The organism is Burkholderia sp. Se-20378, assembly GCF_017104665.1.
GTDB lineage: Bacteria > Pseudomonadota > Gammaproteobacteria > Burkholderiales > Burkholderiaceae > Burkholderia > Burkholderia lata.
On sequence record NZ_JAAGPG010000089.1, the window covers coordinates 1 to 22939 of the forward strand.

Below are 22939 nucleotides of genomic sequence, written 5' to 3' on the forward strand. Positions count from 1 at the left end.
CGTGACGCGCCCGCCCCTGGCCCGATTCCCGCGCAACCGGCCCACGCCGGCTGCGCCTTTCCCGAACCCTGTTGATCCTTTCCGACATGACCACGCTTGAAGCCATCCGCGCCGCATTGCCGGCCTATCCGATCGAAGTGGCCTTCCCCGACATCGCGCGCTGGTGCGCGGGCAATACGGGCATCGACTATCTGCACACGTTCGACAGCGGCCGGCCCGGCAAGCACGTGATGATCCTCGCGCTGACGCACGGCAATGAAGTCAGCGGCGCGATCGCGGTGGACACGTTGCTGGCCGCGGGCCTGCGCCCGGTTGCGGGCCGCCTGTCGCTCGGCTTCGGCAACGTCGGCGCGTACGAGCACTTCAGCGCGGAGAACGCCGATGCGACCCGCTACCTCGACGAGGACATGAATCGCGTGTGGACGCCGGCCGCGCTCGACGGCGCGCGCGACAGCCGCGAGCTCACGCGTGCGCGCGCGATGCGTCCGCTGCTCGATACGGTCGACCTGCTGCTCGACATTCATTCGATGCACGAAGCGTCCGCGCCGTTGATGATGACCGGGCCGCTCGAGAAGGCGATTGCGCTGGCGGCCGCGATCGGCACGCCGGAGCACGTGATCATCGATCGCGGCCATGCGAACGGCACGCGGCTGCGCGATTACGGCGGCTTCGGCGATCCGGCGAGCGCGAAGAATGCGCTGCTGATCGAGACGGGCCAGCACTTCGCCGCGAGCGCACGCGATGTCGCGCTCGACAGCGCGGCGCGCTTCCTGCTGCATGCGGGTGTCGTCACACGCGACGACGTCGCGGCCTTCCTGACGCAAGCCGCGCCGGCGCGGCAGAAGTTCGTGGAGATCACGGAGCCGGTCGTCGCGCGTTCGATGGATTTCCGGTTCTCGCAACCGTTCACGGGGCTCGAAGTGATCGAGAAAGCCGGCACCGAGATCGCGCGCGACGGCGACGAGGTGATCGTCACGCCGTACGACAACTGCGTGATCGTGCAACCGTCGATGCGCCATCTCGGCGTGAACGTCACGATGATGCGGCTGGGGCGATTGCTGGATCGCTGATGCCGCCTGCGGCGGGCCGCAGCCGGCGGTACCGCTTATGCGATGAGCTACGCGCTACACCGCATATGATTCACGCACCGGTGCGGCGTGCGTCCCGAACGCGGTCGCGGCAGGCGGGCGGGCATCGAGCGCTTCCTGTAGCGGCGGCGCGCCGTCGTCGTCGCGGACGATGAACGTCGAAATCATCGTGACGAGCTGCCTGCTCTGGTCGTCCAGCGACTGCGCGGCGGCGGCCACTTCCTCGACGTACGCGGCGTTGTGCTGCGTCGCGCGATCCATCTCCGACACGGCCTGATTGACCTGGTCGATGCCGTGGCCCTGCTCGGTCGATGCGGCCGCGATTTCCTCCATCAGGTCGGTCACGCGCGAGATCGCCTGCATGATCTCGGCCATCGACGCGCCCGCCGCATTCACGAGCGCCACGCCGCCCCGCACGCGATCCACGGATTCGTGAATCAGGCCGCGGATCTCCTTCGACGCCGCCGACGAGCGCTGCGCGAGCGAACGCACCTCCGACGCGACGACCGCGAACCCGCGCCCCTGTTCGCCGGCCCGCGCCGCTTCCACGGCGGCGTTGAGCGCGAGGATATTGGTCTGGAACGCGATGCTTTCGATGATGCCGACGATTTCGGCGATCCGGCCGGAGCTGGCGTCGATGCTGCCCATCGCGTCGACCACCTGCGAGACGACCCCGTTGCAGCGTTCGGCGACCCGCACGGCCTGCACCGCGACCTGGCTCGCCTGGCGTACGTTGTCGGCGTTCTGGCTGACCCGCGACGAGAGTTCCGCCATGCTGGCCGCCGTCTCCTCGAGCGACGCCGCCTGTTGTTCGGTGCGTCGCGACAGATCGAGATCGCCGGCCGAAATCTGCGCGGCCGCCGACGCGATCGAGTCCGCGCTCGTCTTGATGCCATTGATCGCGCCCGACAGGTTCGCCTGCATCCGCTTCATCGAATAGAGCACGCTGCCGCGATCGTGCGGCGCGGTCACGATGGCGGCCGTCAGGTCGTTCGCCGCGATGCGCCCGGCAATCTCGACCGCATAGCCGGGCTCGCCGCCCATGGTGCGGACGATGCCGCGATTGATCACCACGACGATGCTGCCCATCACCAGCGCGATGGCCGCGCAAATGCCGAGGCTTTTCGCCAGGCTCGCGTAGAACGCGGCATCGATGTCGTCGACGAACAGGCTGGTGTTGATGATCCAGTCCCACGGCCGATAGGTGTCGATGAACGCGACCCGTACGGCATCCGTCGTGACCCCGGACGTTTCCTTCGGATAGTCGAAACGCTGGAACCCGCTGCCGGTCTGTCGCGTTGCGTCGATCTGCGCCTGGATGATCGCGGCGACCTTCGGGCTCAGTTCGTTCAGCGACTTGTTCTGGAGCGACGCGTCGAACGGATACATCAGCACCACGCCCTTCGAATTCACGATCGAGAAATAGCCGTAGCCCGCTTCGCCGTAGCGCATGCCGCGGATGACGTCCATCGCCTGCCGTTGCGCGTCGTCGACGCTCAGCGCGCCCGAGGCGGCCCGCTTCGCGAACGTGTCGACCGTGGCGAGCGCGATCTGCGTGGCATGAACGAGATCGAGCTTGCGTTCCTCGAGGCGCATCTCGCGGCTCCGGTACGCATCGGTGACGGACAGCAGGACCAGGCAAAGCAGGCTCAGCACCAGCGGCAACGCGAGCCGCTGCTTGAATGACAGCTTCATTGTCGAGAGATCTCCTCGTTGTTGTCGATGTACCGGTCGTCACGGGCCCCGACCCGTCCGGTCGCATGCGATGGGCGTTCGTCGCGGCGGCGACGGAAGGGCATGGCCGAAGCCCGAATACGGCGATACGCAGCGCGGCCGATGCTACTGAGCGCCACGTCGGGCGGTCAATCGTGAGCGGTTGCGCGTTCCGTACATTGGCGCCGACGGCGTGACGATGCGTTTTCGTCGGAGAACGGATGGCTCGTTCGGACTGCAAAGGTGGCGTGCCATGGTGCACCTCGTGCCGCGTACGGAAAAGGGCAGCGGGCGCCGCACGCCGAATCGTCATCTGGATGAACGTGTGCCCGATGGAGCGCCGAGAAGCCGTCGCCCGGTGCGCCGGTCGTCGGGATTTCCCCTGATTGTCCAGATCGTTTCGCGTCCTTCGATTTTGATGTACGGAACCGTTCCGGCGCGCGCGTTGTTCTTCCTTCGGAGGGCGAATCTAATGCTTTCCACAAACAGCCCCACTTACGGAGGAGACCGCCATGTTGCACCCGACCATTCGCCGCCTGTTGCGCACCTCGATCGCCATCGCCTGTTGCGCGCATGTTCCCTTGTCGACGGCGGGCGAGACGATCAAGCTCGGGCTGTCGGTGCCGCTGTCCGGCTCCGGTGCGCCGTGGGGCGTCGGCGCGGACTGGCTGTGCCGCAAGGCGGCCGCCGAGATCGCGGCGTCGGGCGGCGTGCGGGTCAAGGGTCAGACGGTCAACTTCGAGTGCGTGACCTACGACAACAAGTACAACGCGGCGGATGGCGCCAAGGTCGCGCAGGCGCTGGTCAACAAGGACGATGTGAAGTTCGTCGCGGGCAGCATCGGCACGGCGCCGGTGCGCGCACTGCAGTCGCTGACCGAGCGCAAGGGCGTGCTGTTGTTCACGACCGCGTGGGGCGCGAGCATCAAGGGGCCGAACTATCCGCTGACGTTTACGCAGATGAACACCACGCTCGAGATCGCGCGGCCGCTGACCGGCTTCATCGCGAAGACGCACCCGATCAAGACCGTCGCGTTGCTGAATCCGAACGACGCGACGGGGCAGGAAACCGAGAAGATCGCGCGCAAGGCGTGGGAGGCGGTGGGCGTCAAGGTGATGTCGAGCGACTGGTACGAGCGCGGCAGCAGCGAGTTCCAGCCGGTCGCGGCGAAGCTCAGCGCGCTCAAGCCGGACGGCATCGATCTGTGCTCGACGCCGCCGGCCGATGCGGGAATCGTGTTCAAGGAGCTGGGCGGCCTCGGCTGGAACGGCGTGAAGATCGTCGAGGTGGGCACCGGCGCGAGCGGGTTGATCGCGACGGGCGGCAGCGCGGTGCAGGGCGTCTACCTGGGGGCGGCGGTGAGCCTCGACGGGGCGTCCGCGACCGCGCACCAGCGCGCGCTCGACGACGGCGTGCGCAAGGCGACCGGCGATTCCATCAACGCGGTGCAGATCGGCATCTACGACGCGGTCTATGCGCTGAAGGCGGCGATGGAGAAGGCGCAGAGCACCGCGCCGGCCGATGTCGCGAAGGCGATGGGCGGCGTGACGTTCACGTCGTTCTACGGCGGCCAGTCGGGGTTCGGCGGCAAGGCGGTGTACGGCTCGCCGCAGCAGATGCTGTTGCCGGTGATCGTCACGCAGCTCAAGGACGGCAAGCTCGTGGAAGTCACGCGCATCGCGTCCGGCGAGCTGCGCTGAGCGTGGCCGCCCCCAACTTTTCGATGCAGGCGGCTTCATGCAGACGCTTCTCCAGTTGATCTTCACCGCGCTGCAGATCGGCGCGGTCTACATTCTGTTCGCGCTCGGGCTGACGCTGATCTTCGGCGTGCTGCGCATCGTCAATTTCGCGCACGGCCAGTTCTTCACGCTGTCGGCGCTGGTCGTGTCGGTGACGGTGCCGTGGTTCGCGAGCGGCGGCCGGCCCGTGTGGCTCGCGTACGCGATCGCCTGCGTGCTCGGCGTGATCGTCACGTCGGCGTTCGGCGCGCTCGTCTACGAGGCCGGCTTCAAGCGCGTCGAGCGCGACATGACGGGCTCGTTCATCCTGTCGGCCGGGCTCGTGCTGATGGTCGAGGGCGGCTTCATGAAGCTGTTCGGCGGCGGCGTGCGCCCGGTGCCGCCGCTGATCGACGGCAACGTCGACGTGCTCGGCGTCAGCATCGCCGCGCAGCGCCTCGTGCTGTGCGGCGTGGCCGCGGCGCTCACGCTGCTGGTGACGCTGGCGCTCGGCGGCACGCGCTTCGGCAAGGCATTGCGCGCAGTGTCGATCGACCACGAGGCCGCGATGCTGCAAGGCATTCCGTACCGGCGCATCGCGTTTCGCGGCTTCGTCGCGGCCACCGCGATCGGTGCGGTCGCGGGCGTGCTGATCGCACCGGTGGCCGCGGTCACGCCGACGCTCGGCGACGCGTATCTGGTCAAGGGCTTCATTGCCGTCGTCATCGGCGGGATGGGCAGCGTGCCCGGTGCGATCCTTGGCAGCCTGTTCATCGCGTTCGTCGAGAGTTTCGTCGGCTTTTATTTCGATCCGTCGGTCGCGAGCCTCGCGATCTTCGTCCTCGTGATGGCGGTGCTGCTGGTTCGACCGAAGGGGCTGCTCGGCCATGAATGATCGTTGCTTTCGTTACGGGTTGCCGGCCGCCGTGCTGGCCACCTTGCTGAGCGTCGCCGCGGGTTCCGGCTACGCGGGGAACCTCGTGATCTGGATCGCGATCGCGGCGATGATGGCGAGCAGCCTCCGCTTCGTGCTGCTGATCGGCGAGCTCAATTTCGCGGTCGCCGCGTTCTTCGGCCTCGGCGCGTATGCGAGCGGCGCCGCGACGACGCTGTGGCAACTGCCGTTCGCGATCGCGCTGCTCGCGAGCGGGGTCGTCGCGCTGCTGGTCAGCGCCGTGTTCGGCTACGTGACGCTGCGCGTCAAGGGCCCGTACTTCCTGCTGATCGGGTTCGCGTTCACCGAGGCGCTGCGCATCCTGTACACGCGTTCGGAATGGCTGGGCGGCAACTCGGGGATGGTGGGCATCTTTCCGCCGGCGCTGCTCGGCGACTGCTTCCCGACCTTCGTGGTGGCGGTGGCGGGCGTGCTGATCCTGCTGCTCGCGTGGATCGAGCACTCGCACGTCGGGCGCGTGTTCGTCGCGATTCGGGACAACGACAATGTCGTGCGTTCGGTCGGCATTCCGGTACATGCGATGAAGGTGCTGTGCTTCTGCATCGCGTCGTTCGTCACCGGCATCGCGGGCGCGCTGCAGGCGTTTTCGAACAATGTGATCAGCCCGCTCGACTTCGGCTTCATGCTGTCGACGTTCGCGCTCGCGTACCTGAAGGTCGGCGGCGAACGGCACGCGCTCGGCCCGGTGGTCGGCGCGGTGCTGCTCGTGCTGCTCGCGAGCGTCGCGCAGCGCTTCGGCGGCGGCGAGCAGATCTTCTACGGCGCGGCGATCGTGTTCGGCGTGCTGTTCATGCCCGATGGCGTGACGGGATGGCTGGCGCGCCGCCGCACCGTGCGCGTGAAGACGGCGCTGCCGTCGGTGACGGGAGACGTGCGATGACCCCGATGAACACGCCGTCGGTCCGGCTGCGCGCGGAGGGCCTGTCGCGACGCTTCGGCGGGCTGCTGGCCGTGTCGGACCTGAGCCTCGAGATCCGCGAGCGCGAGATTCTCGGGCTGATCGGCCCGAACGGCGCGGGCAAGAGCACGACGTTCAACCTGCTCAGCGGCTTTCTCGCGCCGAGCTGCGGCCGGCTGGAGATCGGCGGCCACGACATGACCGGCCGCGCGCCGGAGACGATCAGCCGGCACGGGCTCGTGCGGACCTTCCAGCACGGCAGCCTGATGCGCACGATGACGGTCGAGGACAACATCCTGATCGGTGCGATCGGCGGCATGCGCGGGACGAGTCACCGCGCACGCGCGCGGCGCGTGCGGGAAACGGCCGAGCTGGTGGGGCTGCAGCAGGTGCTCGGCGACACCGCCGGCGACTTGCCGCACGGGCTGCAGCGGTTGGTGAGCATCGCGATCGCGTTCGCGTCGCGACCACGCCTGCTGTGCCTCGACGAGCCGCTGACGGGCCTGAACCAGACCGAGGTGGTCGCCGTGCTCGAGACGTTCCGCACGATTCGCGATCGCTTCGACACGTCGATCCTGCTCGTCGAACACAACATGAAGGCCGTGATGCGTACCTGCGACCGGCTCTACGTGCTGCATCACGGTAAGTTGCTGGCCACCGGCACGCCGGCCGAGATCCGCGAGGATCCGCACGTGCTGGCCGCCTATCTGGGGAACGTGAATGTCGACTGACGCGCCCACCCTCGAGGTGACCCACCTGAACGCGGCGTACGGCGTCGTGCCCGCGTTGCATGGCGTGAGCCTGCGTGTGATGCGCGGGCAGGTCGTCACGCTGATCGGCGCGAATGGCGCCGGCAAATCCACGCTGTTGAAATGCGTGAGCGGGTTGCTGCCCGCGGCGCACGACGCGATTCGGCTGTTCGGCCGCGCGGTGGGCGGGCTGCCGCCGAACGCGCTCGTCGGGCATGGCCTGGCGATGGTGCCCGAAGGGCGCCGGCTGTTCGGTCCGATGACCGTGCGCGAGAACCTCGAGCTCGGTGCGTACAGCCGGCGCGACACCGCGGGCATCGCGCGCAGCATGGCGCGCTGCCTGTCGTTGCTGCCGGACCTGACGGCGAAACTCGACAAACCGGCCGGGTCACTGAGCGGCGGCCAGCAGCAGATGGTCGCAGTAGCGCGCGCGCTGATGGCCGAACCGAAGCTGCTGCTGCTGGACGAGCCGACGATCGGGCTCGCGCCGGCCGTTGTCGACCACATCGCACGGGTGGTGCGCGAAGTCAGCCGCGATGGCGTCGACGTGCTGCTGGTCGAACAGAACGCGGAGATCGCGCTCGGCGTCGCGGACTACGGCTACGTGCTCGAAGGCGGCATGGTGGTGGCGCACGGGCCGGCACAGGACCTCGCGGCGAACGACGACGTACGACGGGCGTACATGGGGATGTAGCCGGCGGCGCGCGCCACTCATGTCGAGCGGCGCGCGGCCGGCGGAACGGAGCGGGCTCGGAGCTGCGCGTGCGGCAGCCGGATCGGCCGTCATGCGACGGCGCTCGTGCCACCCGTCAACGCCGGCAGCACGAATCCCGGTTGCTCACGCAGGCTTGTGGAACGCGCAAAGCTTGTTGCCGTCCGGATCGCGCACATAGGCGAGGTAAAACGCGCCGAACGGCGTGCTCCGTTCGCCCGGCGGATCTTCGCAGGTGCTGCCGCCATGTGCCAGGGCGGCGGCGTGAAAGGCCTCGACCTGCTCGATGCTGCCGATCGCAAACCCGATGGTTCCGCCATTGGCGATCGAGGCCGGCTTGCCGTCGAGCGGCGACGTGATGACCAGCAGGGCATTGTCGTGCTGGTACACGATACGCGGCGAGTTGAAGTCGATATCGGCGCCCGGCGCCGCACCGACGACGGCGAGCACGGCGTCATAGAATTTCCGCGATCGTGCAAGGTCGTTGCTGCCCAGGTTGACATGGCTGAACATTATTTTGGTATCCAGATGGTAGGCAATGAGTGGAGGCTGGGGGGATGCGTCACGCACGGGCCTTCGGGGTTCCGGCGTGCCGGCCGATCCAGCCGGCTTCGTACGCGACGCCGCCCGGCGCGTGTGCTCAGAGCTTGGCCTTGAAGAACGGGCCGAGCCTGGACATCGCTTCGCCGACCCAGTCCGGCTTGTCATACAGGCCGACGTGCGACGCGCCCGGAACGATGTGCAGGTGCTTGTCCTTGCTCGCGGCGCGACGGAACAGGTCTTCGCTGATCCAGCGCGTGCCCGCTTCCTCGCCGGCGACGAGCTGGATCGGCTGGGTCAGGAACAGTTCGACCAGGTGGAACGCATCAAACGTCACGAGCTGCATCAGGCTGCGCACTGGCGCGGTGCTCGGCGACGTGGCGCACTGCGCGCGCGGCGTGCGGTAATACTCGACCGCTTCGGCCAGGTCGGCATTCGGCGCGTCCGCCGCGGTCGTCGGCACGATCGGGTAGTAGACGGTATCGATGCCGTTCGCTTCGTCGGTACGGGTATTCGCGGCGTTCTCCAGTATCGCGAACGCGCCGCTCAGGTCGCTGCGGCCCTCCCAGCCATTGCGCAGGATCGCGCCGTAGTTGGTCGCGCTGACGGCGCCCACGGCCTTGATGCGGCGATCGGACAGTGCCGCGGTCACCGTATAGGCGCCGCCGGCGCAGATGCCCATCGCGCCGATGCGCTGCCGGTCGACATAGGGCAGCGTCGTGAGGTAGTCGACGGCCGCGCTGATGTCCTCGACACGCGCATACGGGTTTTCGAGCTGGCGCGGCTCGCCGCCGCTCTCGCCCTGACAGGACGCGTCGAAGGCGAGGGTGACGAAGCCTTCGGCCGCGAGCTTGCCCGCATAGATGGCTGCCGTCTGCTCCTTCACGCCGCCCGCCGGATGGGTGACGACGATGGCGGGATACGTGTTGCGCTCGTCGAAGCCGGCCGGGAAATACAGGTTCGCGGCCATGTCGATCGCGCTGTTCTTGAACGTCACGGATTGCATGTTCGGGGTCCTCTGCGGTGATTCGATCTTGAATCGGTAGCGGCATGTTAGTCCTTGAGGTGCGTACGAACCATGCTTTAAAGTACCTAATTCTTATTCGATCGTACGGATTTCGTGATGGATCCCCTTTCAGACGTGCTCTCGCTGCTCCAGCCCCGGAGCCAGTACTACGCGGGCCTGGATGCCGCCGGCGCGTGGTCGTTCGACTTTCCGCCGCACGAGGGCGTCAAATTTGCCGCGCTGATGCGCGGCACGTGCTGGGGCGTGTCGGACGATCTCGAACACCCGATCCGCTTCGACGAGGGCGACTGCTTCCTGCTGAACCGCGGGAGCCGCTTCGTCCTGTCGTCCGATCCGGCGTTGCCGCCGCAGAACGCGGAACACCTGATGGACGCGATCACCCATAACCAGGTGGCGCTGCACAACGGCGGCGGCGAGGTGTTGCTCGTTTGCGGACACTTCGTGTTCTCCGGCAACCATGCCGCCGTTCTGTTCGATGCGCTGCCGCACATCATCGACATCCCGCGGGCATCGAGCCAGGCGGAGGTGTTGCGCTGGTCGCTGGATCAACTGGTCGCCGAGTTGCACACGCCGCAGCCGGGTGGCGTGCTGATGTCCACCTACCTCGCGCACGTGATGCTGGTGCAGGTGCTGCGGCTGTTTCTCGCGACATCGAACGCGCTGCCGAAGGGATGGTTTCTCGCACTGACCGATCGACACATCAGCCTCGCGATCGGTGCGATGCACGCGGAGCCCGACCGTGCGTGGACGCTGGAAGAACTCGCCGAGGTCGCACTCATTTCGCGCACCGTGTTTGCGCAGCGTTTCAAGGCATTGGTGGGCAGCACGGCGATGGACTACCTGGCGCGCTGGCGCATGCTGATGGCGGCGGGGCGGCTGCGCGACGGCAGCGAGAACGTGGCGTCGATTGCCTTCTCGCTGGGGTACAAGTCGGAAAGCTCGTTCAGTGCTGCGTTCAAGCGAATCATGTCGTGCTCGCCGACGCAATATCGGCGTCAGTCTCTGGTCGCGGCCAACGCGGGGCATTGATGCGGTGTGACTGCGGCGTAGTTGACGGCCGCAGCGTGCACGAGCAGGCCGCGCCGATTTCAATGTACGGCAACACGTGGCCGTCGCCGTTGATGCAAGCCTGCACGCGGATATTCAATGTCTCCCGAGAAAAACCCTTCAATTACCGGGAGACAAGCCGAATGAACCGAACCCTCGATGTGTTGCGCGCCGGCTGCGGCGAACCGGATGCGACCGCTCTGTCGAGCATGGGTGACCGCCCATGACCCAATCGACCGGAAAACTTGCCGTCGTGACCGGTGCCGCGTCGGGCATCGGCAGGTGCACCGTGGAGCGGCTGCTCGCACAGGGATGGCACGTATGGGGACTCGACCTGTCGCCCGACGGGTTGCGGGAACAGGCACGGGCCTTCGAGGCCGGCGATCGTTTCCGGCATGCCGTTTGCGATGTGTCCGACCCGGCCAGCGTGGACGAGGCGTTTGCCGCAATCCTGCGCGATGGCGTTCGCATCGACGCGCTGATCTGTTCCGCCGGCGTGATCCGGCCCGGCCCGCTCGCCGATCATGCGCCTGACGCGTTGCAGCTGATGTTCGGCGTCAACGTGATGGGTCCGTGGCTTTGCGTGCGCGCGGCGTTGCCGGGGTTGCGGCGGGGCGCGAGCGTGGCGGACCCGTCGCGCGTCGTGTTCGTCGGCTCGGTGGCCGGGATGAGCCCGAAGGCCGGCTCGGGTTTCTACGGCGCGACCAAGGCCGCGCTGCACGTGATGTCGGGCGTCTTTGCGGTCGAGCTGGCGCCGGGCGGCGTGACGTTCAACGTGGTCGCGCCCGGCACGGTCGAGACGCCGATGCTCGGGCAGGTGCTCGGCGCGACCGCCGCGTCCGGCTACCGGCCGTACGGTGCGTCGCCGCTCGGACGCATCGCGCAGCCGGACGACGTGGCCGGCGCCATTCTCTATTTCGTCAGCGATGCCGCGCGATACGTCAACGGCGCCGTGCTGCCCGTCGATGGCGGCACGCGCGCGGCGATCGGCAAGGGCTGAGCGGGCTGTCGCCTTTCGCGCGGGCATATGCAAGGCCCTCGGCCGGTCGTCTGGACGACCGGCTGAGCGGCCTCGGTTGGTCAGATGCGGCGGGGCGGCTCGCCGCCGTGCTGCCCCGTGGCTTGGAGCAGTGCCCGATAGTGGCGCAGCGCGGTGAACAGCAGCCACGACGCGACGATCGACGCGATCGGGCAGACGATCGCGATCGAATAGCCGACGCTGTTCGGATCCTTGAAGACCTTGTCCGTGACGAGCGCAATGGTGGTCGGGCCGAGTCCGAAGCCGATCAACTGCCCGCAGAGGCTGTACAGCGCGCCGACCGTGCCGCGCATGCGGCCTGGCGTGCCGAGCTGCAGCGTCGCCGCCATCACGCCCGTTGGCAGGCTGTAGAAGAACACGGCGGCCGCCGTGATCGCGAGCGTGCCGCGCATGTCCGGCATGAACGGTATCGCCGCGCAGCAGAAGACGGCGCCGACGATTGACCAGGCGGCCGTGCGCAGCGGCGCGTCCACGTACCCGCGCTTTTCGAATACGGCGGCACTGACCCAGGGGCCGATCAGCGTGCCGACCGTCGCAAAGACGATCACCACGAGGCCGAAGTTGAACCCGACCGTCGCGCGCGCGGCACCGTGGACACGCACCAGGAACGTCGGCAGCCACGCGGGCATGCCGAGCACCATCATCGCGAGCATACCGATGCCGAGATAGATGCGGACGTAGAAGCCGCGATGCAGCCAGATGAACGCCGTCGTTTCGCGCAGCGAATAGGTCCTGTCGCCGGCGGCCGAATGGCGCATCTGCTGGCGCGCGGGCTCGCGCACCGTGAGGCCGACGACGGCGGCGACGAGCAGGCCGGGCAACCCGATCAGCACGAACGCCATCTGCCACGTGGCGAGCGGGTTCAGGATCGGCAGCCACGTGCGCATCTCGCCGGCCAGCATGAAGACCGCGCCGCCCGCGAGGAGCGAGAATCCGCTGCCGAACAGCGGTGCCACATGAAAAATGCTGACTGCGCGCTGAATGTGTCGGGTCGAGAAGTGATCGGCGATCAGCGAGTAGCAGACCGGGATGACGCACGCTTCGCTCGCCCCGACGCAAAAGCGCAGGGCGAACAGCTTTTCATAGCTGTCGGCCAGCCCGCACAGCGCGGTGAACAGGCTCCACGCACCAATCCCCGCGACCAGCACGTTGCGGCGATTCGCGGTATCGGCAAGCCGCCCGAAGAGCGGGACGGCGATCAGGTAGGCGGCCACGAACGCCGCACCGTGTACCAGGCTCAATTGCGTATCGCTGATCCGCAGCGAATGGCGGACCGGGTCGACGAGCAGGTTCAGCAACTGCCGGTCGATGTACGACAGCGCACAGGTGCCTGTCATGACGATCAGTGCATACCAGGCGTAGGGGCTGTCGAGCACCGTATGCCGCGAAGGCGCGTGAGCAATCGGACCGTCGAGCGAGCCGGGTTCGGGGATAGCGTTCTGCGTCGGATGTTTCATGATCTCCTCCTGGTCGTCACGGACGTCGTTCCGTGGGCGCGTGCCGTCGCCCGGCATGACCGAACCGGTTGTCGGTGGCTGATTGGTCGATTCCTTTCGTGCGCTTATTGATTCGTATGTCTAATTATCGAAAGCGATGGTGATGCCGGCCTCCAGTAGCGTGGCAGCCGGAGGCCCGGGGGCGTCAGGTGCGCATCAATCCTCCCGTTACCGGTAGCAGTGCACCCGTGATCGACCGCGCCGCATCGGACAACAGAAACGCGATCACGCCTGCGACGTCCTGCGGCGTCACCCACGCGTTGAAGTCGGCATCGGGCATGTCCTGCCGGTTTGTCGGGGTATCGATGATGCCGGGCAGTACCGCATTGACCGTGATGTTGCGAACCTTGAGCTCCTCCGACAGCGCTTCGGTGAAGCGTGCGACGGATGATTTCGCGGCCGCGTAGGCGCCCATGCCGGCGGTCGCGCGCACGGCGCTCGCCGCGCCGATGTTGACGATGCGCGCACCGCCGCATTGCACGAGATGCGGCAGCGCGGCCTTTGACGCGGTCACGCAGGTCGTCGTGTTGACCGCAACCATCCGCTGCCATTCCGACAGGTCGTCGCTGTCTTCGAGCGTTGTCCACGTGAAGCCGCCCGCGATGTTCACGAGGCCGTCGATGCGGCCGCACCGTGCAGCGATCTCGTTCATCGCAGTGCGCGTGTCGTCCAGCGACGCGAGATCCACGCGCCATGCGTGCGCACCGTCCGGCGCGCGGCCGTCGTGGACGTCGAGCATGGCCACCCTGGCGTGCAGGTGCAGCAGTGCGTCGGTGACCGCGCGCCCCAGTTGCCCGAACGCGCCCGTGACCACGATGACCTTGCCGTCCAGGCGCATATTGTTGGGTTGATCGATCGTGGCATCACGCATAGTCGCCGCTCCTCAGCAGACGGCCGGGTAGCTCGCCGGTCGGCTGGCCGTCGCGGTAGGTGACGACGCCGTTCACGAGCGTCGCGGTGTAGCCGTCCGCGGACTGGACGAGCCGCCGTCCGCCGGCAGGGAGATCGTGAACGGGATGCGGCGCGTGCAGCGTCAGGTTCGCGTAGTCGATCACGTTGATGTCGGCCTTCATCCATTCGGCGAGCAGGCCGCGATCGGTCAGGCCGATCGCGAGCGCGTTGCGGCGCGACAGCTTGTTGACCGCCCATTCGAGCGATACGCGGCCTTCGGGCCGGTCGCGCGTCCAGTACGACAGCACCGTCGTCGGGTAGCTCGAGTCGCAGATCATCCCGTAGTGCGCGCCGCCGTCGCCGAGCGCGAGCAGCGTGTTGTCGTCGACCATCATGCGACGCACGGCCTCGAGGTCGCCTTCCGAATAATTGGAAGACGGGGCGAGCAGGATCGCGGTGCCGTCGCGTTCCAGCAGCAGGTCATACACGAGCTCGGCGGATGGGGTGCCGGTACGGCGCGCCTGTTCCCGGATCGACTGATCGGGCGTGGGTTCGTAGTTGGGCGGGTCGCCCAGCACGAACGAATCCTCGAAGTCCTTCACGATGTTGACGAACACCGGATTGGGATGCGCCGGCGTTTCCGACAGGATCGCCTGCCGGCGCGCCGGCTCGCGCATCGCGGCGACGCGCTGGTCGAGCGGCAGCGCGTGAATGGCTTCGTAACTCGGGCGGAATCGAAACGGATGGAACGACAGGCCGAGACCGAACATCAGCCCGACGGGACGCGGAAAGACCTGCGCCCGGATCGGGAGCCCGTCGGCTTGCGCCTGGCGGTTGAGCGCGAGCATCGCTTCCGGCAGATCGACGCAGTGGTCCTTCTGCAGGAGCGAGTAACTGACCGGTCGGCCCGAGATTTCCGCGATCCTGCGGATCAGCGCCATTTGCTTCGCCGCGTCGGACTTCGCGCTGTAGCCGTCGGTGATGACCTGAAAGACCCCGCCGTCGGCCTCCTTCAATCCTTCCGCAAGGGCAAACAGTTCGTCCGTCGCCGCCTTCACGCTCGGGGCGAGATCGCCTTCGACCGTACGATGCCCCGCATGCTGCGAGCTGCTGACGCCGAATGCGCCTGCCCGGATCGCGTCGCGCACGATCTCGGTCATCTGCCGCAACTGGGCCGTGTCAGGCGGTCCGTCGCCATCGTTCATCACATACACGCGGATCGCGCTGTGCGGCACCTGGGTCGCGAAATCGATGTCGTATCGGCGTGCCTTCAGCGTCTCCAGGTACTCGGGGAAGGTCTCCCAGTTCCACGGGATGCCCTCCGTCATCACGATCTCGGGAATGTCCTCGACGCCTTCCATCACCTTGACGAGCGTGTCGCGCTGGGTCGACCGGCACGGCGCGAAACCGACGCCGCAGTTGCCGGTCAGGACCGTCGTCACACCGTGGTTCGAGGAGGGCGACAGCCGGGTTTCCCACGTGACCTGCCCATCGTAGTGCGTATGGATATCGACGAAGCCGGGTGTCACGATCTGGCCGGTCGCATCGATTTCCTCGATACCGCGCTCGGCGATCCGGCCGATCCGGACTATCTTGCCGTCGCGTATCGCGAGATCGGCCACGTAGGATGGTCCACCGCTGCCGTCGACGATCGTGCCCGACCGGATCACGACGTCAAAATCGGCGGCTTGCAACTTGCTGCGGGCAGGTATGCTCATTGGATCTGTCTCCTGTTTTATTACCCTGAAGTGCCGGTCGATCTTCGAAGCACATTGCGCGAGCGTCAACGGATTCGATGAAGGTTTTCCGTACATTGGACTCGTGCAGGCGTTGAGCACGGGATATTCGACACTGGACACTTAGGCGACGCGGAGCATGGCGAACCGGCGAGTCGTCTGGAGCGGCAGGCGCGAAGAATATGAGGACTGCGAATCGGAACGATTTTCCGAAGAAGGGCGAGGAGACGTTACGACGTTGCGATGAAGGCAGTCAGTCCTGTTGCGCACGCTGACGCGCGACGGCGTGACGCGACATGCTGCGTCGCGCAACCGCGATCGGCATCGTTACTGCGCTGAATGCGCGTGGTTGAGCACCGCCGTCAGTTCGGCCGCCGCGCGCCTGAGCGCCGGCACGATCCGGTGTCGGATCGCTTCGATATCGGGATCGACGTCGACCGCGCTGCAAGCGAGCGACATCGGCGTGGCCGAACGGCCGACGCGAATGGGCAGTGCGATCCCGTACGAGTGCCGCTGATACTCGCCGACCGACGTACATACGCCGGTGGAGCGCAATTCGTCGAATGCGCGTTCGATGCGGTTCCGGATCTCGACGGCTTGCGCGCCGGCCTTCTCCAGCAACGGCATCATGTAACGTGCGCGCTCGTGATCCGGCAACGCCCACAGCCACGCTCGCCCGATCGCCGTGGTGCTCATCGGCACCAGCGAGCCGACGCCCAGCCGCAACGTCGAAATCCGGCTGCTGGTGCGATGCGCGACATACAGCATGTCGAGGTGATCAGGCACGGCGAGCGCAACGCAGACGTCGAGCCGGTCGGCCAGCCGTTGCAGAACCGGGCCGGCGAGCCGTGTGACTGCATTCGTTTCGACGAACGCCTGGCCGATCGCGAACACGCCGCTCGCCAGTTCGAGATGCGGGCTGCCCGCGATGCGGCGGAGGAAGCCCAGGTGAACGAGCGTCGACGTCAGGCGCGCGGCGGCCGATCTCGACATCCCGGTCTCGCATTCGAGCTCCCGGATCGTTCGGGGTGCACGCTCGGCATGAAACGCGCGCAGCAGTTGCAGCCCGCGATCCAGCGTCATCGTGATTTGGGCCGGGCGACGCATCGCGTCGTCGAGATGAACCGATGGAGGCTCGGGCGGCATCTCGCCGTGGTTCGAATCGGTCGCCGTCCGGCACGTAGTCTCGAGCGTGCGCGCGAGCGCGACGAGCCGCTGGCCGAGTTCCCGTTCGACCTGAACCTTCGACTGCGCGCCCGCGCGGCTGACGCAGGCGAGGACGACCGGCGGCCGGCCGGGCAGCAGGATCGGCGCGGCGACGCCCGCGATTTCCGGTTCCCAGTGTCCGTGCAAGGTCGCAAAGCCCAGGTCCCTGACCTGATCGATTTTCTCGAGCATGCGTTGCCGGATCGGCGCCCACAGCTGGCCCGCGCGCCGTTCCACTTTCCGGCGCAAATAGGCGCGCTCGGCTTCCGGAAGCACGGCCATCAGGGTCCAGCCCATCAGCGAATACGCGATCTGAACGCGCATTCCCGCGGTCAGTTGCAGATCGAAGATCGCCTCGCTGCTTCGCTGGGCATCGAGGACGATCACTTCCAGCCGATCCCGCGTACCGAGTAGTACGAGCGTGTGGGTCTCTTCGGCGAACTTGCGCATTTCCGCGCTGGCGACGCGCTGGATGTCGGCGTCGGAAATCGCGGCATAGCCGAGTGCCAGCGAGCCCGGTGCAAGCGAATACCTGCGGGTGGCTTCATCGTGATTGAGATAGCCGAGCGTCACGAGCGAGCGCGACAGCCGCAGCACGGTTGGCGCCGGCAGACCGGTCGCGTGTGCGATTTCGAGGTTGCTCAGGGAAGGGGTGTGACCATCGAAGGCCGACAGGATCGACAGACCGCGCGCGAGCGGCGTCATCATGGCCTTGTTGGCGATCCGTTCCCCCTGCTGCGGTTTGGGCCACACGGTATCGATGCCGGATGGACCGTTGCGACATCGCGTACGGACAGGCGAGGAGGAAAGTTTTCCGGGCTGCATCGTGTCTCCGTTGGCAGCGCGCCTGTCGGACGGTATCCGCGGGTCGTCGTATGGCGCCGCTGGCTGCGCTTTCAAGTGTAGCAATAAGTGGCTTTCGGACGCGCCGGGGAAATCCCTTTAAAGCGCGGTAATGCGCGTTGCGACGAGACGTCATCGGTCTTTTCGAATTCCGGAACGCGATGTGCGTCAGCACCGAATCCGCATGCATCGCAAGCGCGCAATCCAGCGCATGTTCCACCGGATGATGCGTGGCGAGCGTCGCGCATGTTGCGACCCTGCGGCGGTTCGGGGAAACCCTGTTTCGATTCCAAAGTACGAGGAGGCTCAAGCGACAGGTTTGCCCGGCGCTTGCGCGCGGCGCTTCAATAGGTCCCGACGAAAGGCAAACAACCTGAGTGTCGAAAGTGCAAGGCCGGCCTGACGGCCGTGTATCGAACAGGAATTGGGAGACGTTGAAATGCCAGCTACCCTTGCAGTGAAAGTCACGCGGAAGTGGAATGAAACGCCGGACATTTGCGTGCTGGAATTGCGCGCCATTCACGAAGACCAGAAACTCCCGGCCTTCGAGGCCGGCGCACACGTCGAAGTCCATTTGCGCGGATTGCCGTCACGACAGTATTCGTTGTGCAACGCGCCCGGCCAAACGGACCGCTATCAACTGGGTATCTTCCTCGAACCGGAATCGCGCGGCGTATCGCGCGCGATTCACCAGACGGTCGAGGTGGGCCACACCATCGATATTTCCTCGCCGAAAAACCATTTCCCGCTGGCGGAAGACGCAACGCACAGTCTTCTTCTGGCTGGCGGGATCGGGGTCACGCCTGTCCTGGCGATGGCGGAAGCGCTGGCGTCGCGCGGCGCCAGCTTCGATTTCCATTACTGCACGCGCAGCGCGGAGCGCATGGCTTTCCAGACGAGAATCGGGCAGTCCGGATGGCGGCGGAGCGCGCACCTCTATTTCGACGACGCGCCTGACGATCGGCGCCTGGATCTGAATGCCGTGTTGTCGAATCCGGCCGCCGGAACGCACCTGTACGTGTGTGGTCCGTCGGGCTTCGTGACATGGGTGAAGCAGGCCGCGGCGCAATCGGGATGGCCGGATCCGCGCGTCCATTCGGAATCCTTTACGGGTGCCGCCGTCGAGGTTCAGGGCGGCGACCGGGCGTTCGACGTCGAGATCGCCGAAACGGGGCAAATCATCCATGTCGGGAAAGATCAGACCGCGTTGAATGCCCTCGTCGAGGCCGGCATCGACATTCCGAGTTCCTGCGAGGCCGGCAATTGCGGAACCTGCCAGACGATGGTCGTGTCGGGCGCCATCGATCATCGGGATCAGTACTTGACCGCCGCGGAACGCGCGGCGAACAAGTCGTTCATACCGTGCTGTTCGCGGGCAGCCGACGACATGATCGTTATCGCTCTGGAGTAGCAGGATGAGGGGTGTTCATGCGGATGCCTGTTGCAAAAATTATTCGGATAACGAAATTACATGGAGTGGAGGAAAATTCATGAAACATAGAATCGATACCTATCGCGATGCGGAAAAGACGATGAAGGACAAGACCCTTCAACAGGCCATGTACGACGCGGCCTTGTTCTTCATGAAGGATACGGTCGTGAACCTTCACGGCGACGCCCACCTGAGAAAGCGCCAGGCGCTCAACAGCTTGTTTACGCGTGAATTCTTTCGCGACTACCAGAACCGTGTGTTGCCCGCCGCGCTCGATCAGGTGCTGAAGCCCGTCGTCGCCGAAGGGCGGGGTGACGTGGCCATCCTGGCGTTTCGGGCGCTGGTCAATCTGACCTCCGACGTCACCGGTATCGACCGGGTCGGCACCGAGGAGGAGACGACCCGCATCCTCAAGATCATTCGCGGATTGGCCCACGTATCGACCGTCGGCCAATTGTTGTCGGGGAGCGTGGACGACGCGAACCGGAAAATCCGGGAAGCGCTCGTGGAGTTCGAACGCGATTTCTATGTCCCGTCGGCCAGGCGTCGGCAGGCATTGATCGATCAGGGGGCGGAACTGCCGAAAGACGTGATGACCGTGATGCTGGTCAACTACCCGAACGGCGAACTGCCCCATGACGTCATGGTCAAGGATGCCGCGCTGTTTCTGCTGGCCAGCGCGGCCACCCAGGCCAATACGCTGTGCTTCATCATGCTCGACATCCTGATGTGGTGTCGCGATCATCCCGGCACGCGCGAGACGCTGCTGGCCGAACCCGCCACGCTGCAGAAATTCATTTGGGAGGCGATACGGCTTCATCCGCCGCAGGTCGTCTCGGTGCGCCAGGCGTCCTGTCCGATGCATATCCCGGACGGCAGCGAGGTGGCCGCAGGCGACGTGATCGAGTTCGACATGGCGACTGCCAACCGCAACCCGGACATCTTCGGGCCGGACGCGGACACGTTCAATCCGTATCGCGTGCCGCCCGGCCGGATTGCCGCCCCGGGGCTTTCTTTCGGAGCGGGGCCGCATGCGTGCGTGGGCCGGGTGCTGGCGGCGGGGGTGCCGATCACGGCGGAGAACGAGGACAACGAGGACACCGAATTCGGCACGCTTCACATGATCACCCATGCGTTGCTCGAACTGGGGATTGACCTGGACCATGACCATCCGCCGATCGTCGATGAAGCGACGGTGCGGCGGCATATCGTGTCGTTGCCTTTCGTCCTGAGGCCGGAACTGGCCGCGGCGGCGGGCAGGGAAGTCGCGGGTGGGGGGTGTCCTTTCACGCGGGCGTAGGGGGGCGATCTGGCGTGAAGGTGCAGAGGCGCGGAGGCGCGGACAAAGTGCCGTCACGCAGGCTGCGCCCGGGTGTCGTGCCTGGGCGCAGGCGGCCGGTGACGGGGCTACTTGATGCGGCGCTGCAAGTCGGTCTTCGACTCTCCTGGCAAACGGGCGCTGAACGGCTGCCCGATCGACGCGTGACTACCGACGCGGCCTTTTGGCGCCAGCGCCGGCTCCGATTGCACAGCCCATTGCCGTTCCCAGGCTCAACCACAGACCCATGCTTTCAGTTGCCGCACCAACCGCAGCGCCGACAGCTATGCCGATTGCAAGCCACTTTCCCATTTTCTTTCGCTCATGCACGATGACAGTGCCGAGCACATTAGCATGAGGTCAACGGGCGACGAAGTGTGGGGCGCCTGACCCGTCACGGTAAGCACGGCCCGCTTCATTGGTAGCGGCGCGGATCGGGCAGCGGGCATGCAGGTGTCATGACGCGCAGCGCCGACACCCCAGCCCGCGACGGCGCTGGATTCAGAATGTCAATCCAGCCCCGGGCTCCACGCACGGATAATCGTCGAGCATTTAAGGTTGATTAACGAATGGCAAAGCGGGCCGCCGGCGAGCCATTCGAGCAATTATTCCCATAGATAAACAGATTCCTGTTTTCCGAATACGCCTGGTAAATAATTGAATAAACCTCTTTGGCACTGAACGAGTAGATGCCGTCGTTGATGGTCACCAGCAAGTTGCCGGTGGTGTCGGTTTCGATCTTGTCGATCTTGCCGGCCTTGCAAAGCGCCTGGGCGGACGCGCACGTGGAGGCGAGCATCAGTGCTGAAAACAGCACGGTTGCAATCTTCTTCATGACTTTCCTTTGATATTGAATGAATTAAAGCGAACGGACGACGTTGGTCACGCCCGGGAAGACGTGTCTGTCTTTCCGGATTGCCGATTCACAAGTGTCTGGAAATCAACGGTGGCCTGACAAGGTGGAAACTATGCGACAAAGCACGAATGCAATGATTCGTGCTGCGCCTCCGTATCTCGTTGATTTTTGAATCGCGGTGTTGCGGCGCACAACACAGACTATTTATTTGGTTTTGAGGGCGCCAATCGTATTAATTTATCGTTAATCGGATTCGATAATTTTTGTTTGAATGTTGTTTTATTGAATTCTGAGATCGGCTATTTTTGTTTTTTGATTATTTCGATATTTAAATAATCGCCGACGAGTATTGATTTGATGGTTGATGATGTGGCGGGCCAGGTCGACTCGCGCCGGCCCGGAAAGGCGCTACACTGCGCGGGTTCCCGACCATGCCGGGAGCGTCAGGACACCGGGCCCGCGTATTGCAAACACGTGACGATGTCATTGCCCGTCCCCTGACTCATTCGAACAAGTGACGAGAGAAAGAGAGGGCCCATGCTGACACGTCTTCGTATCGGACTCGATCGCGCGCGCGACCTGCGCGAAGCGGGACGTCCGTCTCCCATCCAGCCGCGGCCGCAGGCGAGCGAACTGGTCGACCTGAGCGCGACGCGCGCGATGTGGCGCGTTACCGTTCCGGGGCAGGCCGACTGCTACATGGCGGCAACACCCGCCGAAACGGATCGCTTCGTCGTCCATCTCGACGCGCAGACGTTCTACGGCCTGTGGCTCGGCACGAGCCCGACGTTTCCGCAACTGAACTCGCAGGACTGCGTGCCGCGCCGCGTCATGCCGCTCGACGGCAAGTACGCGTCGGCCGCCGCCGCGTTCCGGGCCGGCCGCCTCGAACCGGTGGCGCTGCCGCCGGTCGGCTACTGGCTCGAGGGAAGCGGGTACGAAGTCGCGATGAGCAACGGCATGACGCGCACCTTCTGGCTGCTCGCCAACCGCGTGCGGTCGTTTCCGGTCAGCGTCGACAACGCGACCTGGGCCACGATGCTGAACAACATGGCCGGCGTCGGCGTCGCGCCGATCGCGTACCGCGAACTGTTTTCCCGGCACACGTAGGTCGCCCGTCGCGATCCGGCACGCCGCGGCGGCGCCGGATCGTCACCCGGTTTGACACGCCGCGTTCGCGGCCATTAAAGTCGCATCGCGGGCCGGTGGGTCAAGCACACGCCCGGAACAGGCAGCCGATGTTCCAGGACTACGGGGCTACCCCGTGGATCAGATTGACACCCCGATGCGTCGCAAGGGGCTGGGTTGCGCGTTGCGTAACGCCTCCCCTCGCAGCACCAGTCACGTTGGCTCATCGTCCCGCCCATCTTTCCCCATGCATTCATCCCTGCGCGATACCACCCGCACGATTGCCGAGGCGATGCTCGCCGGGCCGCCCGAGCGCGGCGGCGTCATCGCGCGCATGGCCGCCGTGCTCGGCGACGCGCAGCCGTGGGCGCACGAATGTGCGGACACCGCGCTCGCCCGCTTCGGCGCGCACTGGGACGACGTCGACATCGACACGCTGGCGGCGGTTCTGGCCGATGCGGCCGCGTTCGTGCGCGCCTGGTATCGCGAAGATCGGCCGACCGTGATCCGCGTCGTGCGGCGGCCACCCGTCCAGCGGCCGTTGCCG

19 protein-coding genes and 1 pseudogene are annotated in these 22939 nt (G+C 65.9%); 12 read left to right on the plus strand and 8 right to left on the minus strand.

The genetic code is table 11. The features are described from left to right. The first annotated feature begins 86 nt into the window (after positions 1–86). Positions 87–1070 (plus strand): succinylglutamate desuccinylase/aspartoacylase family protein, encoded by a 984-nt coding sequence (locus G3N93_RS12645; protein WP_206133135.1) that lies wholly within the window; start codon positions 87–89, stop codon positions 1068–1070. Between the two features lie 54 nt (positions 1071–1124). Here the strand turns inward: G3N93_RS12645 and G3N93_RS12650 are convergent, their stop codons facing one another. Further along, complete coding sequence (locus G3N93_RS12650) at positions 1125–2783, minus strand: methyl-accepting chemotaxis protein (protein ID WP_174939119.1); 1659 nt, start codon at positions 2781–2783, stop codon at positions 1125–1127. A 530-nt stretch (positions 2784–3313) separates the two neighbouring features. Between G3N93_RS12650 and G3N93_RS12655 the strand changes: the two genes are divergently transcribed. From G3N93_RS12655 to G3N93_RS12675, 5 genes are read left to right on the plus strand one after another with little or no spacing between them, the layout of a single operon-like run. Next, positions 3314–4501 (plus strand): ABC transporter substrate-binding protein, encoded by a 1188-nt coding sequence (locus tag G3N93_RS12655; RefSeq protein WP_206133136.1) that lies wholly within the window; start codon positions 3314–3316, stop codon positions 4499–4501. Between the two features lie 37 nt (positions 4502–4538). Continuing rightward, positions 4539–5414, plus strand: coding sequence for a branched-chain amino acid ABC transporter permease (locus G3N93_RS12660; protein WP_206133137.1), 876 nt, complete (start codon positions 4539–4541; stop codon positions 5412–5414). Then, positions 5407–6354, plus strand: coding sequence for a branched-chain amino acid ABC transporter permease (locus tag G3N93_RS12665; protein ID WP_206122094.1), 948 nt, complete (start codon positions 5407–5409; stop codon positions 6352–6354). Before G3N93_RS12660 ends, G3N93_RS12665 begins: the two co-directional genes overlap by 8 nt. Beyond that, a complete protein-coding gene (locus tag G3N93_RS12670) occupies positions 6351–7103 on the plus strand; it encodes an ABC transporter ATP-binding protein (RefSeq protein ID WP_374196456.1) in 753 nt (250 codons plus the stop codon). Before G3N93_RS12665 ends, G3N93_RS12670 begins: the two co-directional genes overlap by 4 nt. Beyond that, positions 7093–7815, plus strand: coding sequence for an ABC transporter ATP-binding protein (locus G3N93_RS12675; RefSeq protein WP_206133138.1), 723 nt, complete (start codon positions 7093–7095; stop codon positions 7813–7815). The genes G3N93_RS12670 and G3N93_RS12675 overlap by 11 nt, the downstream gene beginning before the upstream one ends. Before the next feature lie 144 nt (positions 7816–7959). Here the strand turns inward: G3N93_RS12675 and G3N93_RS12680 are convergent, their stop codons facing one another. Both G3N93_RS12680 and G3N93_RS12685 read right to left on the minus strand, forming a co-directional pair. Continuing rightward, the gene (locus G3N93_RS12680; protein ID WP_206133139.1) at positions 7960–8346 is read right to left on the minus strand and encodes a VOC family protein; all 387 of its coding nucleotides are present in this window, start codon (positions 8344–8346) and stop codon (positions 7960–7962) included. A gap of 127 nt (positions 8347–8473) precedes the next feature. Then, on the minus strand, positions 8474–9379 hold the full coding sequence (locus G3N93_RS12685; protein WP_206122091.1) for an alpha/beta hydrolase: 906 nt from the start codon (positions 9377–9379) through the stop codon (positions 8474–8476). Positions 9380–9496: 117 nt separating this feature from the next. On the opposite strand from G3N93_RS12685, the gene G3N93_RS12690 reads away from it, so the two are divergent. Both G3N93_RS12690 and G3N93_RS12695 read left to right on the plus strand, forming a co-directional pair. Next, positions 9497–10429, plus strand: coding sequence for an AraC family transcriptional regulator (locus G3N93_RS12690; RefSeq protein ID WP_206133140.1), 933 nt, complete (start codon positions 9497–9499; stop codon positions 10427–10429). Between the two features lie 241 nt (positions 10430–10670). Then, complete coding sequence (locus G3N93_RS12695) at positions 10671–11447, plus strand: SDR family NAD(P)-dependent oxidoreductase (RefSeq protein WP_206133141.1); 777 nt, start codon at positions 10671–10673, stop codon at positions 11445–11447. Positions 11448–11527: 80 nt separating this feature from the next. Here the strand turns inward: G3N93_RS12695 and G3N93_RS12700 are convergent, their stop codons facing one another. From G3N93_RS12700 to G3N93_RS41515, 4 genes are all read right to left on the minus strand, one after another. Next, positions 11528–12943, minus strand: a complete 1416-nt coding sequence (locus tag G3N93_RS12700) for an MFS transporter (protein ID WP_241026528.1) — start codon at positions 12941–12943, stop codon at positions 11528–11530. 184 nt (positions 12944–13127) lie between these two features. After that, positions 13128–13853: an SDR family NAD(P)-dependent oxidoreductase gene (locus tag G3N93_RS12705; RefSeq protein WP_206133143.1), complete on the minus strand. Its 726-nt coding sequence runs from the start codon at positions 13851–13853 to the stop codon at positions 13128–13130. Beyond that, entirely contained in the window at positions 13846–15591 is a 1746-nt protein-coding gene (locus G3N93_RS12710) for an amidohydrolase family protein (protein ID WP_206133144.1), read from the minus strand. The genes G3N93_RS12705 and G3N93_RS12710 overlap by 8 nt, the downstream gene beginning before the upstream one ends. 345 nt (positions 15592–15936) lie before the next feature. After that, a complete protein-coding gene (locus G3N93_RS41515) occupies positions 15937–17568 on the minus strand; it encodes a helix-turn-helix domain-containing protein (RefSeq protein ID WP_307873407.1) in 1632 nt (543 codons plus the stop codon). Between the two features lie 529 nt (positions 17569–18097). Between G3N93_RS41515 and G3N93_RS12725 the strand changes: the two genes are divergently transcribed. Next, complete coding sequence (locus G3N93_RS12725) at positions 18098–19069, plus strand: PDR/VanB family oxidoreductase (protein ID WP_206133145.1); 972 nt, start codon at positions 18098–18100, stop codon at positions 19067–19069. 79 nt (positions 19070–19148) lie between these two features. Further along, positions 19149–20390 carry a cytochrome P450 gene (locus G3N93_RS12730; protein WP_206133146.1) on the plus strand — a complete coding sequence of 414 codons (1242 nt, stop codon included), beginning with the start codon at positions 19149–19151 and terminating at the stop codon, positions 20388–20390. Between the two features lie 580 nt (positions 20391–20970). Here the strand turns inward: G3N93_RS12730 and G3N93_RS12735 are convergent. Beyond that, positions 20971–21243, minus strand: a complete 273-nt coding sequence (locus G3N93_RS12735; RefSeq protein ID WP_011350268.1) for a hypothetical protein — start codon at positions 21241–21243, stop codon at positions 20971–20973. A 558-nt stretch (positions 21244–21801) separates the two neighbouring features. Between G3N93_RS12735 and G3N93_RS12740 the strand changes: the two genes are divergently transcribed. Next, complete coding sequence (locus tag G3N93_RS12740) at positions 21802–22374, plus strand: Osa protein (RefSeq protein ID WP_206133147.1); 573 nt, start codon at positions 21802–21804, stop codon at positions 22372–22374. 265 nt (positions 22375–22639) lie between these two features. After that, positions 22640–22939: pseudogene (locus G3N93_RS12745) on the plus strand (RNA-directed DNA polymerase); the annotation flags it as partial.

Excerpts from the sequence above, each read along its gene's own strand:
- G3N93_RS12645 (WP_206133135.1), top strand. The coding sequence starts at position 87 with ATGACCACGCTTGAAGCCATCCGCGCCGCATTGCCGGCCTATCCGATC.
- G3N93_RS12650 (WP_174939119.1), bottom strand. The coding sequence starts at position 2,783 with ATGAAGCTGTCATTCAAGCAGCGGCTCGCGTTGCCGCTGGTGCTGAGC.
- G3N93_RS12655 (WP_206133136.1), top strand. The coding sequence starts at position 3,314 with ATGTTGCACCCGACCATTCGCCGCCTGTTGCGCACCTCGATCGCCATC.
- G3N93_RS12660 (WP_206133137.1), top strand. The coding sequence starts at position 4,539 with ATGCAGACGCTTCTCCAGTTGATCTTCACCGCGCTGCAGATCGGCGCG.
- G3N93_RS12665 (WP_206122094.1), top strand. The coding sequence starts at position 5,407 with ATGAATGATCGTTGCTTTCGTTACGGGTTGCCGGCCGCCGTGCTGGCC.
- G3N93_RS12670 (WP_374196456.1), top strand. The coding sequence starts at position 6,351 with ATGACCCCGATGAACACGCCGTCGGTCCGGCTGCGCGCGGAGGGCCTG.
- G3N93_RS12675 (WP_206133138.1), top strand. The coding sequence starts at position 7,093 with ATGTCGACTGACGCGCCCACCCTCGAGGTGACCCACCTGAACGCGGCG.
- G3N93_RS12680 (WP_206133139.1), bottom strand. The coding sequence starts at position 8,346 with ATGTTCAGCCATGTCAACCTGGGCAGCAACGACCTTGCACGATCGCGG.
- G3N93_RS12685 (WP_206122091.1), bottom strand. The coding sequence starts at position 9,379 with ATGCAATCCGTGACGTTCAAGAACAGCGCGATCGACATGGCCGCGAAC.
- G3N93_RS12690 (WP_206133140.1), top strand. The coding sequence starts at position 9,497 with ATGGATCCCCTTTCAGACGTGCTCTCGCTGCTCCAGCCCCGGAGCCAG.
- G3N93_RS12695 (WP_206133141.1), top strand. The coding sequence starts at position 10,671 with ATGACCCAATCGACCGGAAAACTTGCCGTCGTGACCGGTGCCGCGTCG.
- G3N93_RS12700 (WP_241026528.1), bottom strand. The coding sequence starts at position 12,943 with ATGAAACATCCGACGCAGAACGCTATCCCCGAACCCGGCTCGCTCGAC.
- G3N93_RS12705 (WP_206133143.1), bottom strand. The coding sequence starts at position 13,853 with ATGCGTGATGCCACGATCGATCAACCCAACAATATGCGCCTGGACGGC.
- G3N93_RS12710 (WP_206133144.1), bottom strand. The coding sequence starts at position 15,591 with ATGAGCATACCTGCCCGCAGCAAGTTGCAAGCCGCCGATTTTGACGTC.
- G3N93_RS12725 (WP_206133145.1), top strand. The coding sequence starts at position 18,098 with ATGCCAGCTACCCTTGCAGTGAAAGTCACGCGGAAGTGGAATGAAACG.
- G3N93_RS12730 (WP_206133146.1), top strand. The coding sequence starts at position 19,149 with ATGAAACATAGAATCGATACCTATCGCGATGCGGAAAAGACGATGAAG.
- G3N93_RS12735 (WP_011350268.1), bottom strand. The coding sequence starts at position 21,243 with ATGAAGAAGATTGCAACCGTGCTGTTTTCAGCACTGATGCTCGCCTCC.
- G3N93_RS12740 (WP_206133147.1), top strand. The coding sequence starts at position 21,802 with ATGCTGACACGTCTTCGTATCGGACTCGATCGCGCGCGCGACCTGCGC.